Consider the following 14,164-nt stretch of genomic DNA (forward strand, 5'->3'; position numbering starts at 1 on the left):
CACTCGCTCCGGCGGCGCGGCGCGGCATTTCCAGCATGCCGTAGAGGTTGGGCAGGTGGGTATCAACGTACCGATCCCTGTGCCCTTGCCGTTCTTCTCCTTCACCGGCTGGCGAGGTTCGTTCTATGGCGATCTGCATGCCTACGGCAAGCAGGCGGTGCGCTTCTTCACCGAAACCAAGACCGTGACCAGCCGCTGGTTCGACGACGAGCCGGTGGCGGCCGGGCCGAACATGACTATTCACTTGAAGTGAGCAGGCGATGCGCGCTCGGATGCCATGCCATTTTCCGCAGGCGGATATGATTTCCGCACCGCCAGAAGGGGCTTTCTACAGCATCCGGGCACGCTCGCACATTTTTCGGAGCGACAAGTTGCGATGGGTCGCAGCACCGCCACAAATGAGATGCAGTGAACAGCGAATACGGCGTACAAATTCTCCCCGATTGAACAACAACAACAGGGAGAATTTCCATGAAGTCGAAAACCCTTGCCGCATTGATCTGTTGGGCAGGGCTGAGCGCCAGCGCACAGGCCGCCGAACCCATTACTCTCGGGCTCAGCTACCCCCGCACGGGAACCTACAAGGAAGAAGGATTGGCACAGATGCGTGGCGCCTTGCTTGCCATCGATGAGCTGAACGCCGAAGGCGGCGTGCTCGGCCGGTCGTTGCGAATTTCCAGCCGGGACGATGCTTCGCGCCCGCAGAAAGCCGTGCGTAACGTCGACAAACTCGCCGACGAAGGCGCGGCGATGCTGTTCGGCGGCTCCTCCAGCGCCGTGGCCATCGCGGCCAGCAAGCGCGCCAAGGAGCACGGGCTGATCTACTTCGGTACCCTCACCTATTCCAACGACACCACCGGCAAGGATGGCCACCGCTATATGTTCCGCGAGTGCAACAACGCCTGGATGAGCGCCCGCGTCCTTGGCGACTACTTGCACAAGACCATCCCGAACAAACGCTATTTCTACATCACCTCGAACTACACCTGGGGCCTGACCACCGAGGACTCCCTGCGCAAGACCACCGACAGCACCGACGAAGCCCGCCATCCCAGCGTCAAGGTGCCCTTCCCCGGCGCACTGCTGTCCGACTACCAGGACGCATTGGCACAAGCAGCGGAGAGCGATGCCGAAGTGCTCGCGCTGGTTCTGTTCGGCGACGAAATGGTGCGTGCCATGCAGATCGCCCACCATCTGGGCCTTCACAAGCGCATGCAGATCGTCGTCCCCAACCTGACCCAGAGCATGGTCGAAGACGCCGGCCCCAGCATCATGGAAGGTGTGATCGGCACCGAACCTTGGACTTGGCGCGTGCCCGAGCTGGAAAAGTCCGAAGCCGGCATGGCCTTCGTGAAAAACTTCAGCGAACGCTACCAGATGTATCCGTCCAGCTCGGCGGCGTCCGCCTACAGCATCGTCCACCAGTGGGCCGACGCCGTGAAGCGCGCCCGTAGCCTGGACAGCGAGGCCGTCATCCAGGCCTTGGAAGGCTATCGCTACAGCCTCCTGAAGGATCAGCAGGAATGGCGTGCCTTCGATCACCAGAACGTGCAGACCGTCTACGCCGTGAAGGTCAAGCCGCGGGAAGAGGTGATGAAGGATCAGTTCAAGCAGGACTACTTCGAGATCGTCAACCGTATGAGCGGCGACCGAGCCGCCCCCACCCTCGCCGAGTGGCAGGCCGAGCGGAAAGCCGCCGGACAGCCCATCACCTTGCAATGAGAGCCTATGGAATTCGAACTCAGCGATGAACAACGTCTCCTGGTCGACAGTGCCCGCGCCTTCGCTACCCGCGAACTGGCGCCGCATGCCGCCGACTGGGACCGCGAGCACCACTTTCCGACGGAAGTGATCCGCCGCGCCGCCGAACAAGGCTACCTGGCCCTGTACATCGGCGAAGACGACGGCGGACTGGGCCTGTCCCGACTGTCCGCCTCGCTGATCTTCGAACAGCTCGCCGCCGGCTGCGTAGCCACCACGGCGTATATGACCATCCACACGATGGCGACCTGGATGCTTGCCAGCTTCGCCGATCAGGCATTGAAAGACGCCTGGTTGCCGGGGCTGGTCAGCGGCGAACTGCTCGCCTCCTATTGCCTGACCGAGCCGGATGCCGGCTCCGATGCCGCCCACCTGCGCACCCGTGCCCGCCGCGACGGCGAGCACTATGTGCTGGACGGCAGCAAATGCTTCATCTCCGGCGCCGGCGCCACCGACGTGCTGATCGTCATGGCACGCACCGGCGAAGACGGCGCCAAGGGCATCTCCTGCTTCCTGGTCCCGGCGGATGCCGAAGGTGTCCGCTATGGCCGCAACGAATTGAAGATGGGCTGGTGCGCCCAGCCGACCCGCACCATCACCTTCGAAAACGTCCGCATCCCCGCCGGCAACCGCATCGGCCCGGAAGGCCAAGGCTTCGTCTATGCCATGAAGGGGCTCGATGGAGGACGCATCAACATTGCCAGTTGCTCGCTGGGCGCAGCCCAGGGCGCGCTGGAGCAGTCGCTGCGCTACGTCGAGGAACGCCGCCAGTTCGGCAAGCCGCTGGCGGAGTTCCAGTCGCTGCAATTCAAGCTGGCGGACATGCTCACCGACCTCACCGCCAGCCGGCAGATGGTCCGCCTGGCCGCGCACAAGCTGGACAACCGCCATCCAGAAGCCAGCCTCTACTGCGCCATGGCCAAGCGCTTCGCCACCGATCACTGTTTCGAACTCTGCAACCAGGCCCTGCAACTTCACGGCGGCTATGGTTATCTCAACGATTACCCGCTCGAGCGCTGGGTCCGCGATGCACGCGTGCACCAGATTCTCGAGGGGACCAACGAGATCATGCGGGTCATCGTCGCGCGCCGCCTGCTCGACCAGGGCGGCATGCTCGATCGCCTGCTGTAGCAGTTGCCATCCCGGCGCCTGGCGCCCCGGGGCGGCCGTTCGGCCTTACCGGAGCAGCTCCGAGCAGCACTCCGATATACGTTAGGAAGAGATCTCATGAGCACCGCAGTAGAACCCTACAACCCCGGTCTGTTCGACCTGACCCACAAGCTGACGGTGGAAAAGCACGGCCACACCGCGCTGATCACCATCAACCACCCGCCGGCCAACACCTGGGACCGCGACTCGCTGATCGGCCTCCGGCAGCTCGTCCAGCATCTCAACCGCGACGACGACATCTACGCCCTGGTGATCACCGGCCAGGGACAGAAATTCTTCAGCGCCGGCGCCGACCTCAATCTGTTCGCCGACGGCGACAAGGCCCGCGCCCGGGAAATGGCCCGGCGTTTCGGCGAGGCCTTCGAGGCACTGCGCGATTTCCGTGGCGTGTCCATCGCCGCGATCAACGGCTACGCCATGGGCGGCGGCCTGGAGTGCGCCCTGGCCTGCGATATTCGCATCGCCGAGCGCCAGGCCCAGTTGGCCCTGCCGGAAGCGGCGGTGGGCCTGTTGCCCTGCGCGGGCGGGACCCAGGTGCTGCCCTGGCTGGTCGGCGAGGGTTGGGCCAAGCGCATGATCCTCTGCGGTGAGCGCATCGACGCGGAGACCGCACTGCGCATCGGCCTGGTCGAGCAGGTGGTGGACAGCGGCGACGCCCGTGGCCATGCGCTGCTGCTGGCGGCCAAGGTGGCGCGGCAGAGCCCGGTGGCGGTGCGCACCATCAAGCCGCTGATCCAGGGCGCCCGCGAGCGCGGCCCGAACACCTGGCTGCCGGAAGAGCGCGAGCGCTTCGTCGACCTGTTCGATGCCGACGACACCCGCGAAGGCGTCAACGCCTTCCTGGAAAAACGCGACCCACAATGGCGCAATCGCTAGCGGTTACGCCGCCAATCGAGGCCAAACGCCACAGGATTTGCCATGAACGTGTCATTCGAAGAAAAGCTCGGCCTGCACGGCGCCCGCATCGGCATCGCCAGCCTGGATGCGGAAGCCAGCCTGAACGCCCTTACCCTGCCGATGATCGAAGCGCTGGACGCCAAGCTGCGCGAATGGGCGGACGAGCCCGAGATCGTCTGCGTGGTACTGCGCGGTAACGGTTCCCGCGCGCTCTGCGCCGGCGGCGACGTGCGCAAGCTGGTGGACGCCTGCCGCCAGCATCCCGGCGAGGTGCCGCCGCTGGCGGCACGCTTCTTCGCCGACGAATACCGCCTCGACCACCGCATCCACCGCTACCCCAAGCCGCTGATCTGCTGGGGCCACGGACACGTGCTGGGCGGCGGCATGGGGCTGCTGCAAGGTGCCTCGATCCGCGTAGTGACCCCCACCAGCCGGCTGGCGATGCCGGAAATCAGCATCGGTCTCTACCCGGACGTCGGCGGCAGTTGGTTCCTCGCTCGCCTGCCCGGCAAGCTCGGCCTGTTCCTCGGGCTCACCGGCAGCCCGATCAACGCCCGTGACGCCCTTGACCTGGACCTGGCAGACCGCTTCCTGCTCGACGAGCAGCAGAACGAACTGATCGAACGCCTGATCCAGCTCAACTGGCAGGATCAGGTCCCGCTGCAATTGAACAGTCTGTTCCAGGCCCTGGAGCACGAGGCCCGGGAAAAGATGCCCGCCGCCCAATGGCTGCCGCGCCGCGCGCATATCGACGCGTTGCTCGACGTCCCCGACCTGCCCAGCGCCTGGCACGCCGTGACCAGCCTGAAGGACGACGGCGACACCCTGCTGGCACGCGCCGCCAAGACCCTGGCCGAGGGCTGCCCGCTCACCGCCCACCTGGTCTGGGAGCAGATCGCCCGGGCGCGCTACCTGTCGCTGGCCGAGGTATTCCGTATGGAATACGCCATGAGCCTGAACTGCTGCCGCCACCCGGAGTTCCCCGAAGGCGTGCGTGCCCGGCTGATCGACAAGGACAACGCGCCGCGCTGGCACTGGCCGGACGTCGCCGCGATTCCCGCCACGGTGGTCGATGCGCACTTCGAACCGACCTGGGAAGGGCGGCATCCACTGGCCGATCTCTGAACCGTCGCAAGGACCATCAACCGCAGAAGGATTCACCATGACCGACCGCCAGCACGAACGCGCCCTCGCCTTCCAGGCACTGCACCAGCGCGATGGGTTGTTCGTCATTCCCAATCCTTGGGACGCCGGTTCGGCGAAAATCCTCGCCACCCTCGGTTTCGAAGCCCTGGCGACCACCAGCGCCGGCCTGGCTTTCTCCCTCGGCCGGCCCGACGGCGAGGGACTGATCAGCCGCGACGAGACCCTGGCTAATGCCCGCGCCATCGTCGAGGCGACTCCGCTGCCGGTGGCGGCCGACCTGGAAAACGGCTTTTCCGACGATCCGCAGGGCTGCGCGGAAACCCTGCTCCAGGCCGCCGCGGCCGGGCTGGTGGGCGGTTCCATCGAGGACGCCAGCGGGCGAGCGGACGCGCCCATCTACCCAATCGAACTGGCCGTCGAACGCATCCGCGCCTCCGTCGCCGCGATCCGCAGCCTGCCCTTTCCCTTCACCCTTTGCGCCCGCGCCGAGAACTTCTTGCATGGCCGCGAAGACCTGGCCGACACCTTGCGCCGCCTCGAAGCCTACGCCGAGGCCGGTGCGGACGTGCTCTACGCACCGGGGCTGACCACCCGCGAGCAGATCGACGCCGTGGTGCGCGCGGTCGCGCCGAAGCCGGTGAACGTGCTGATGGGGCTCTCCGCCTGCCCACTGACGCTGGATGAGCTGGCCGACCTCGGCGTTCACCGGGTCAGCGTTGGCTCCTGCCTGGCGCGCGCCGCGTTTGGCGGCTTCCTGCGTGCCGCCCGCGAACTGCGCGAGCGCGGCAGTTTCGCTTTCGTCGCCGAAGCGGCGCCCTTCGCCGAACTCAACGCACTGTTCAAGCCAGGCACCTGAATTCACCCGCTCCGGCATCGGAGCCGGCACAGACAACAAGAAAGGAGATGCGAGGATGAAACAGATCGCTTTTATCGGCCTCGGCCACATGGGCCTGCCAATGGCCCGCAACCTGCTCAAGGCCGGCTTCCAGCTGAGTGTCTTCGATCTGGTGCAGAGCGCGGTCGACCAGCTTGCCGGCGAAGGCGCACGTGCCGCTGCGAGTGCCGCCGAGGCGGCGGAAAATGCCGAGGTGATCGTCAGCATGCTACCCGCCAGCCGTCACGTGGAAGGCCTCTACCTGGGCGACGATGGCCTGCTGAACCGGATTCCCGCCGGCCGACTGGTGCTGGAGTGCTCCACCATCTCTCCCGAATCGGCGAAGAAAGTTCACACAGCCGCCCGCGAGCGCGGCATCGACCTGCTCGACGCACCGGTATCGGGTGGCACCGCCGGCGCCGCGGCGGGAACCCTGACCTTCATGGTCGGCGGCGACGCGGCAGCGCTGGAGAAAGCCCAGCCGGTGTTCGCCGCTATGGGCAAGAACATCTTCCACGCCGGCCCGGACGGCGCTGGGCAGATCGCCAAGGTCTGCAACAACCAGTTGCTCGCGGTGCAGATGATCGGCACTGCCGAAGCCATGGCCATGGGCGTGGCCAATGGTCTCGATCCCAAGGTGCTGGCCGAGATCATGCGCCAGAGTTCAGGCGGTAACTGGGTGCTGGAGCGCTACAACCCCTGGCCCGGCGTGATGGAAAACGCCCCGGCGTCCAAGGGCTACGGCGGCGGCTTCATGGCCGAGCTGATGGCCAAGGACCTCGGCCTGGCCCAGGAAACCGCCCAGGTCAGCGCCAACAGCACCCCGATGGGCGCCCTGGCCCTGCAGCTCTATCGTCTGCTCCTCAAACAAGGCAAGGGCAAGCAGGACTTTTCGGTGGTGCAGACGTTGTTTCGCGACGAGCGTTGAGCAAGGAAGCGGGGCTGCCCATCGGCCCCGCTTCATAGCTGCAAAAGGCCCCAGTATCGCTACTGCTCCTTCAATACAGGCTGCCAGTACATCTTTACTTCCTCGCGAACGGCCTTGAGCGCATCCTTCTGGCCATCCTTATCGAAACCGAAAAAGGCGGCATTGAATACGTCACCCATACGCTCCTGGCAGGCTTTTGCTTGTTCCGCCATTTTTTGGCGGTCCTCGGTGGAAATATCACCGAGGAATGCGGCCGGCAGATAGGGCTTACTGTACGCATTGGGAATCTCCACCTTGTTCGCCTCCAAGGCTCCCACATAACACTCAGCCAATTCTTGAGTACCCCGTAGCGCAGTCACAATACCAATGCTATTCCAAACCTGATTCGAATAGGCTTTGGGGTAAATGCTCGCAGCGGCGGCTGAAACATCGCTTATCGCTTTTCTATCACCACTGAACACTGCTTTGATTAATGTTTCCTCACCGACTTTCTGTTCAATTTCGTTGGCCGCCTGGGTCCAGGTTTTGCCATTGTCCAGTTTAAATTTGTGATATGCCGACGCATCCCTATCCAATGGCCACATAGCATGTGGCATTTTGTCGGTGATATGTTCAGTCACACCTTCTAGAAGCGCTTTATTGTCTGTGCGCTTGGTTTTATCCATAAAATCGGGATGGGTATAACAATGCACGAATTCATGGCGAGCATGATGATTGGGGTGGGAACCGAAAGAATGATAGGCCGCCACTTTGACCTCATTGCTATCCGAGTAGAATTGCCCAGCAATATTTGATGGCAGGTCAAAAACCACCTCGGCCTTGGCCTTATAGCAAGCACTGTTGCCAGGAATATATTGGCCGAAGTGGCTCAATACCGTGCTGTTGCCATGAGAAAGCGTATTGGCATCCGCTCTCTGGCTCAGGGTCAGCGTACCCATGATCGCCTGGCCTGGATGCTCAACGAAGTCCATCGGGTTACGCATGCCACGGTAAGCGGCGGAAGCAGCAATAATGCCGGTAAACACTTTAGCGAAAGTGGCAGCAACCAATGAGAGCATATCCTCATTCGTTACCGCACCAGGCCGCTGCCGTGCAACTGCGTTCTCGGCAGTGTTGGCAGCCGATGTCCGAGATGATTCTACCCGCTGTGCCACCGGCCGCTGCCGAAGCACCATGGCCACCGGTGTTTCGCTCTCCATGGCCGGCTGCGACGACTGGCCTGCGACAGAGGACGGCATGGTCATTGGCTTGTTTTCATCATGCCTTTCAATTGGGTTGAGTTGAGGCCCGCCGCTGGCACGAACACTATCTACCATGATAAATCCCTTGAATATTTACTGTTCAACCCAGGCGCAGTTCAGTGGCCTTGCGACGGAAATACAGCACAACCTGAGACAGATTGCCGATAACATTTTCCAGCGTCACAGGAGTCAACTCGTTCAGTTTTCTTTCATAACTGAACACCAGACTATTACTGGCCTCATTGATAAGCAGGGCGCCGCCACGAGTGCGATAACCGGGAAAACTGTGCATCAGCAAGGCACGAATCATTGCGTCATCGCGTGGCGAAGGCGTCAGGGCGATGATGTCGGCCAGAAACAACAGGCTGTCGGCCTGTTCGCCCAGATAGAGGGTAATCGTTACATCGGGATCGACCGTTACTACAGCCGCCCCCTGCTCGTTAAGCTCGACACTTGGCTTGCTGGTGTGACGACTGTATTCCCGCAGCAATTGACGGGTCAGTTCATGAGCTCTCATGGTATTGCCATTTCTCACTCGATGACGTGGTTGCGTAAAACCATGAGTGAGGGAAGGGAAAGGTCGGTTCCGTATTGACGGGAAATCCGTCCTTTCCGCTGGAACTGCCAGGCCTTTCAGCGCAAGGTCAGGCCGAATGCCTCGTCGCTGAAATCGAAGCAGGCCAGGAACCGGCGAACTTCCAGCAGGTCGCCCTCGACCTTCACATCCCCCAGCAACGCTCCCTTGAGCAAGCCGTTCTCGCCGGTCAGCAGGGTTTCCATGAAGCGCTTGTCCATGCTCAACCTGAGCACGGTGCCCTCGGGAATGCCCTTGTGCAGTTGGGCCACGCCTTTGCGCACCTCCAGAGTCCATTCCTCGCCCACATCCGGGAAGCGAAAGCCCAGGGTCAGTTCGACATCGCCGGCCTTGTCCGGATCGACGCGGGTAACCCAGTTCTGCAAGAAAATTTGCGGGGTGAAGCTGCGCACCATGTCCGCCGAGAGGAACACCTTGCGCATCTCCACGGAGCGCTCGCGGATGACCTCACCGTCCAGCGTGCCCTCCAGCTCCATGGCGCTCATCAGGTACCAGTTGCGCCAGTTGATGTTCATGCTGGCGTAGCCCAACCGACGAAAGCTGCGCGCCTTGATCTCGCGCGCCAACCGATCGTCCCGATCCACGCGGATGGCGTAGCCGGCCAGCTCGGCAGCCCATTGGTAATCGCCCTTGAGGTAGGCATTGCCAGCCTCGACCAGTACCTTGTCGCGCCCGCCCATCAGAGCGACCAGCCGCTGTGCCTTTTCCTTCGGCGGAGTCGGGTCGAGGTCCACCGGGTCGCCCTGGAACCATCCCAGGTAGCCGTTGTAAATCTGCCGCACGCTATGCTTGACCGTCCCGTAGTACTCGCGCAGGTAAGGGGTGTAGCCGGCCAGGTGCGGTGGCAGCTTGACCTTCTCCACCAGCTCGTCCGGCGTCAGGCCCTTGTTCATCCAGCGCACGGTCTGGTCGTGGATGTAGGCGATGCCGTCGCGGGTCATGCGCAGCACCTCTTCCACCTGGTCGCGACCGCTCACCGGCCGACCGTGCAGCGGCACCATGTGATCGGCGCGCAACGAGCGCAACAGGTCGAGGCTGGCCACCCACTGCACCGGGTCACGGAACTTGGTGCCACGCAGCGTATGAATGTTCGGCAAGGTCGGCCCCTGGTCGACTTCGGCGCTGATCAGCACGCGATTGCCTGGCAGGTAAAGCACGATCTCGTCCGGCGCCTCGCTGGGCGCGTGCAGAAACTGCACATCCAGCCCCGCGATGCGGGTATCGAGGCGCTCGCCGAAGGTGACGGTCGGCGCGATGAAGGTGGACGGCTCGGGCTTGGCCAGCGGTCCGATGCCGCCGTTCATGCCCTCCTGGTCCGCCGCCGGTAGAAAGGAACCGAAGCTGTAGGCCGAACGCACGCCCAGGATCGGCCCGACCAAGGCGCCCTGGGTCACCACGTTCTGCAGCAGCGATTCGTGCGCGTAAATCTGCACTTCGCCGCGCTCCACCTCCTCGCGACCGACGAACGCCTGCACGCCGTTGATGTGGTCCGGATGGAAGTGGGTATAGACGATGGCCTTGACCGGCTTGTCGCTGACCTTGCGGAACTCGGCCATGATCTTGCGCGATTCGCTGACCGACTCACCGGTGTCGACGATGATCAGCCCCTCCGGCGCCTCGACCATCGCCACGTTGCCCAACTGCCAGCCGACGGCCGAGTAAACGTTATCGGCGATGCGATAGAGCTTCTGCTCGAACACCTTGGTATGGGCGGCCAATTCGGGATCGATGCTCGGTTCGATCCGCTCCTCGGGCAATTCGGCGAAGGCGCCGAGCGGCAGGACAGCGGCCAGCAACAGGCCACTCCAGCGGGCAGGTAGTCTCATGCAGGTCAACTCATTGTCGTTATCGGTGCTGGCAGCCTCGCAAAGCTTGGACGATACTTCCAATGCATTCTTTTGCGAGTATTGATGCGCCATACGCATGAACGATCTACGCCAGCTCCGTCACTTCGTTGCCCTGGCCGAGCAGGGCCACTTCGCCCGTGCCGCGGAAGCGGTGCACCTCAGCCAGCCGGCGCTGACACGCAGCATCCAGGCCCTGGAAAGCCATCTGGATTGCACCTTGGTAAATCGCCACAGCCGTGGCATCAGCCTCACTGCCCATGGCCAACTGGTGCTGGAGCATGCCCGGCGACTGCTGGCCGGCAGCCGCGCACTGGACAACGCCGTCAGCCAATTGAGCAATCTGGAGGCCGGCGAGCTATGCCTGGGTGCCGGCCCCTACCCCGCCGCGCGCCTGGTGCCCCAGGCAGTCGGCCGCCTGCTGCAGCGCTACCCGAAAGTGCGGATCAAGCTGGACATCGCCAACTGGCTGGACCTGCGCGATACCCTGCTGGATGCGACCATCGAGCTGTTCGTCGCGGACATGCGCGAGTTACAAGGCGACCCGCAGTTGCATATCGAACCGCTGCACAGCCATGCCGGCGTTCTATTCTGCCGCCCCGGCCATCCGCTGCTGGAACGCCGCGATCTGCAACTGGCCGACCTGCTCGACTTCCCCCTTGCCGGGACCCAGTTGCCGCAGGAGGTGGCACGCAGCCTGAGCGCCGCCAGTGGCCGCGAGCAGCCGTTGAGCGTGCAGTGCGACAACTTCCTGGTACTGAAGCGCCTGGTGGCCGACAGCGACGTGCTGAGCATGGCACCTTGGGACGTGATCGCCGACGAGGTGGCCGCCAATCAATTGAGCCTGTTGCCGTTGGCCCCAGCGAGCCTGCAACAGCGGTCGGCCTACGGCCTGGTCAGCCGCGCCGGACACAGCCTGTCACCGGCGGCGCAGGCGGTGGTGGAAGAGATTCGGCAAGTGGATCGCCAGTTGCCACCACCGTCCCGCTGAATACACAGAAGCACGGGGCGGCCGTCCGCCCTTACCGCCGATAGCCCTCATGGCGCCACTCGCGCCGAGGCCGTTCGTAGGCGTCACGCCAGCGGCGATCACCCCGCCAGTCACGACGGTGATGTTCATACCGGTACGGCAGATAACGGGGTGGCGGAGCGATGAAGCGCGGGGCGGCGTAGTAGCGCGGAGGGCTGTAGTAACGAGGTGCGGAGTAGCTCCGGTAGTGGAGCCGGTAGCCATTGTCGTAGCGGTAGCGGGGGGAATCCCAACCAACCACATAGATCGACTGGCGCGGATAAGCGTAATAGGGCCGGTCGTCGTAGACCACGCAACCACCCAGGCCCAGACAGAGCAGCGCAAGCAGGAAACGTTGATAGGACATGGCCGCCTCCCGAGAGATCGGGTGTGACGAAAACGGTACGTTTCCGCCCAACCCGCGAAAAGAAGCCGGCGCAGAGGCCGGCTTCTCAGGAAAACTTCAATTGCTGCGCAAGCCCTCCCGGCTCAGCAGTTGCCCTTCTTCGCCTGTCCCGGCGGGCAGTGTCCCGGTCCGCCGCCACCATCGCCGATATCGATCCCGATACCCGGCAGGCGAAGACTACAGGCCGGCAAGGTCACGGCCATCACGCCAACGAGCAGCAAACCCATCAATGTCTTCATCAGCAGCTACCTTTCATCCGATGGCCCGGCGGGCAGAAATGGCCACCACCGCCGCCACCCACATCGACACGGACGGCATCCCCGCCACCCAGCTCGGCGCGAACGCCCGGAGCGCTGAAGCTGCAACCACCCAGCGCCAGCAACATCCCCATCAGCACCACAGACAAACTACGCATGTGTACGTCCTCGAATGGAGTCTTCTTATCGGGCAGGCTTCACAATGCCTGCGTGATGTCAGACTGCAACGAAACGGTAAAAGTTCCCCAGAGTGATAGCACATAGCCCCGACATGACGTGCAGCGCTCTTTCGCCCGTGATTCGCACCAATCCGGAGCAAGCAACCCCCCACTTTGGAACTCCGGCCGACCAGGATGCCACTCGCCATACGACATGGGTCACAAAAAAAGAACCCGGGAAATGCCCTGGCACGCCATTCGCTTTGCATCCTTCACATACAGGAAGGTCATGCCCCTAGAGGCTGGCCGCCGAACGATCATCGCAATGGCCGACTAGGGTTCCGGTCCGTCGACGACGGATGTCTGGTCCGAGAGTGGGCAACCTCGTTCGAGGTCACACGGAGGGACAAAAGCCCGGGAGAGCACGCGGCACGGCGGCCGCCATCCTGTCCCGTCATTTGTCCATTGCCGAGGTACCGATGTTCACCCGTCTGCTGTCCTGTCTTCTGCTCGCGCTGCTGCTCAGCCAATCCGCTTCCGCCGCTCCACAAAACCGCCCCTTCAAGGTCTGCTGGTCGATTTACGCCGGCTGGATGCTGTGGGGCTACATGGCCGAAGAAGGCATCATCGACAAGTGGGCGAAGAAATACGGCATCGAGATTCAGGTCCGGCAGGTGCCGGACTACGTTGCCTCAATCGAGCAGTACACCGCCGGCCAATACGACGCCTGCGCCATGACCAACATGGACGCCCTGACCATCCCCGCCGCCGGCGGGGTCGACTCCACCGCGCTGATCGTCGGCGACTTCTCTTCCGGCGCCGACGGTATCCTCATCCGCGGCAGCAACAAGAACCTGAGGTCTCTCAAGGGCAAGACCATTCTGCTGGTGGAGAACTCAGTCTCCCATTACCTGCTCGCCCGCGCCCTGGAATCCGTGGACATGAAACTGAGCGACGTGAAGGTCGAGAACGTCTCGGATGCGGACCTGGCCGAGGTCTGGCGCAGCGGCCGCGGCGACGCGGTGGTCACCTGGAACCCGATCCTCTCGGAACTGCGCCGGGGCGGCGGTAGCGTCCAGTCGTTCAGCTCCCATCGCATCCCCGGCGAAATCCTCGACCTGCTGGTGATCAATAGCCAGACCCTGGCTGCCCACCCGGAACTGGGCCGCGCGCTGACCGGCGCCTGGTACGAGGGCATGCGCCTGATCGCCTTGCCGAACGAGGCCGGCAAGGCGGCACGGGCCAAACTGGCCGCCGCGGCGGGCACCACGCCGGAGGATTTCGACGCACAGTTGCGGACCATTCGCTCCTTCTTCGTGCCGCGCTCGGCGGCGTCTTTCACCCGCGGCGAAAGGATGCCGATCCTGATGCAACGAGTGGCCAGCTTCGCCAACAACCAGAAGCTGCTCGGCGAAGGCAACGGCCTGCAACGGCTGGGCATCGGCTTCAGCGACAACCGGGTGCTGGGCAACCCGTCGCAAGTTCTGTTGCGCTTCAACCCGTCGTATATGCAATTGGCCGCCGACGGCAAGCTGTAAGAGCCTGTTTGCGACCTGCTGCGCGTCGCCCGACCGCTGTGTTTAAGGCAGACCCAAGCACCAAGAGCGAACATCGCGCACCAACTCCGTGCAGGAGAAGCCCCAAACGTCCGTGCGGAAAAACCCGCACGACCTCTCGGACGGGGCTTTGCGCAGGCTGGCACGATGTTCGCTTCGTTCCCGTCATGCAGAAGCACCCCGCAAGGGGCGCGGCACCACAATTTGCAATGGCCGACTAGGGTTCCGGCGCGCCTCGCAGGCGCGTGACTGGTCCGAGAGTTGGCGACCTCGTTCGGGGTTACACGGCGGGACAAAAGCCCGGGAGAACGCGCCACCTGGC

15 protein-coding genes and 2 riboswitches are annotated in these 14,164 nt (G+C 63.4%); of the genes, 9 read left to right on the forward strand and 6 right to left on the reverse strand.

What is annotated here, in order from left to right; genetic code table 11:
• From BZL41_RS01110 to mmsB, 7 genes are all read left to right on the forward strand, one after another.
• Positions 1-253, forward strand: a 253-nt coding sequence (locus BZL41_RS01110) for an aldehyde dehydrogenase family protein (protein WP_143518000.1), incomplete at its 5' end; no start/stop codon positions are given.
• A 218-nt stretch (positions 254-471) separates the two neighbouring features.
• The gene (locus tag BZL41_RS01115) at positions 472-1,722 is read left to right on the forward strand and encodes an ABC transporter substrate-binding protein (protein ID WP_095597592.1); all 1,251 of its coding nucleotides are present in this window, start codon (positions 472-474) and stop codon (positions 1,720-1,722) included.
• 6 nt (positions 1,723-1,728) lie between these two features.
• Positions 1,729-2,892: an isobutyryl-CoA dehydrogenase gene (locus tag BZL41_RS01120; RefSeq protein WP_084336438.1), complete on the forward strand. Its 1,164-nt coding sequence runs from the start codon at positions 1,729-1,731 to the stop codon at positions 2,890-2,892.
• Between the two features lie 96 nt (positions 2,893-2,988).
• Positions 2,989-3,807, forward strand: coding sequence for an enoyl-CoA hydratase (locus BZL41_RS01125; RefSeq protein WP_095597593.1), 819 nt, complete (start codon positions 2,989-2,991; stop codon positions 3,805-3,807).
• Positions 3,808-3,849: 42 nt separating this feature from the next.
• Positions 3,850-4,953 carry an enoyl-CoA hydratase/isomerase family protein gene (locus BZL41_RS01130; protein WP_095597594.1) on the forward strand — a complete coding sequence of 368 codons (1,104 nt, stop codon included), beginning with the start codon at positions 3,850-3,852 and terminating at the stop codon, positions 4,951-4,953.
• A gap of 37 nt (positions 4,954-4,990) precedes the next feature.
• Positions 4,991-5,830 (forward strand): oxaloacetate decarboxylase, encoded by an 840-nt coding sequence (locus tag BZL41_RS01135; RefSeq protein WP_095597595.1) that lies wholly within the window; start codon positions 4,991-4,993, stop codon positions 5,828-5,830.
• A 55-nt stretch (positions 5,831-5,885) separates the two neighbouring features.
• A complete protein-coding gene (gene mmsB, locus BZL41_RS01140; protein WP_095597596.1) occupies positions 5,886-6,776 on the forward strand; it encodes a 3-hydroxyisobutyrate dehydrogenase in 891 nt (296 codons plus the stop codon).
• A 59-nt stretch (positions 6,777-6,835) separates the two neighbouring features.
• Here the strand turns inward: mmsB and BZL41_RS01145 are convergent, their stop codons facing one another.
• The 3 genes from BZL41_RS01145 to BZL41_RS01155 all read right to left on the reverse strand — a co-directional run bounded on the left by BZL41_RS01145 (position 6,836) and on the right by BZL41_RS01155 (position 10,438).
• Positions 6,836-8,092 carry a hypothetical protein gene (locus BZL41_RS01145; protein WP_143518001.1) on the reverse strand — a complete coding sequence of 419 codons (1,257 nt, stop codon included), beginning with the start codon at positions 8,090-8,092 and terminating at the stop codon, positions 6,836-6,838.
• Between the two features lie 25 nt (positions 8,093-8,117).
• Positions 8,118-8,534, reverse strand: coding sequence for a CesT family type III secretion system chaperone (locus BZL41_RS01150; RefSeq protein WP_095597598.1), 417 nt, complete (start codon positions 8,532-8,534; stop codon positions 8,118-8,120).
• Between the two features lie 116 nt (positions 8,535-8,650).
• Entirely contained in the window at positions 8,651-10,438 is a 1,788-nt protein-coding gene (locus BZL41_RS01155; RefSeq protein ID WP_095597615.1) for an alkyl/aryl-sulfatase, read from the reverse strand.
• Positions 10,439-10,535: 97 nt separating this feature from the next.
• Here BZL41_RS01155 and BZL41_RS01160 point away from each other — a divergent pair, with 97 nt between their 5' ends.
• The gene (locus tag BZL41_RS01160) at positions 10,536-11,447 is read left to right on the forward strand and encodes a LysR family transcriptional regulator (protein ID WP_095597599.1); all 912 of its coding nucleotides are present in this window, start codon (positions 10,536-10,538) and stop codon (positions 11,445-11,447) included.
• Between the two features lie 31 nt (positions 11,448-11,478).
• Here BZL41_RS01160 and BZL41_RS01165 read toward each other — a convergent pair whose 3' ends face one another.
• From BZL41_RS01165 to BZL41_RS28320, 3 genes are all read right to left on the reverse strand, one after another.
• Complete coding sequence (locus BZL41_RS01165; RefSeq protein ID WP_095597600.1) at positions 11,479-11,832, reverse strand: hypothetical protein; 354 nt, start codon at positions 11,830-11,832, stop codon at positions 11,479-11,481.
• A 122-nt stretch (positions 11,833-11,954) separates the two neighbouring features.
• Positions 11,955-12,110: a hypothetical protein gene (locus tag BZL41_RS28315; protein ID WP_168190910.1), complete on the reverse strand. Its 156-nt coding sequence runs from the start codon at positions 12,108-12,110 to the stop codon at positions 11,955-11,957.
• The gene (locus BZL41_RS28320; protein ID WP_168190912.1) at positions 12,110-12,286 is read right to left on the reverse strand and encodes a hypothetical protein; all 177 of its coding nucleotides are present in this window, start codon (positions 12,284-12,286) and stop codon (positions 12,110-12,112) included. Before BZL41_RS28320 ends, BZL41_RS28315 begins: the two co-directional genes overlap by 1 nt.
• 322 nt (positions 12,287-12,608) lie before the next feature.
• Positions 12,609-12,709, forward strand: a riboswitch (guanidine-I (ykkC/yxkD leader).
• A 56-nt stretch (positions 12,710-12,765) separates the two neighbouring features.
• Between BZL41_RS28320 and BZL41_RS01170 the strand changes: the two genes are divergently transcribed.
• Positions 12,766-13,824, forward strand: coding sequence for a putative urea ABC transporter substrate-binding protein (locus BZL41_RS01170; protein ID WP_095597601.1), 1,059 nt, complete (start codon positions 12,766-12,768; stop codon positions 13,822-13,824).
• A gap of 224 nt (positions 13,825-14,048) precedes the next feature.
• A riboswitch (guanidine-I (ykkC/yxkD leader) is annotated at positions 14,049-14,151 on the forward strand.
• Positions 14,152-14,164 lie beyond the last annotated feature (13 nt).

The sequence above is a fragment of the Pseudomonas sp. PIC25 genome, from assembly GCF_002286785.1.
GTDB lineage: Bacteria > Pseudomonadota > Gammaproteobacteria > Pseudomonadales > Pseudomonadaceae > Pseudomonas_M.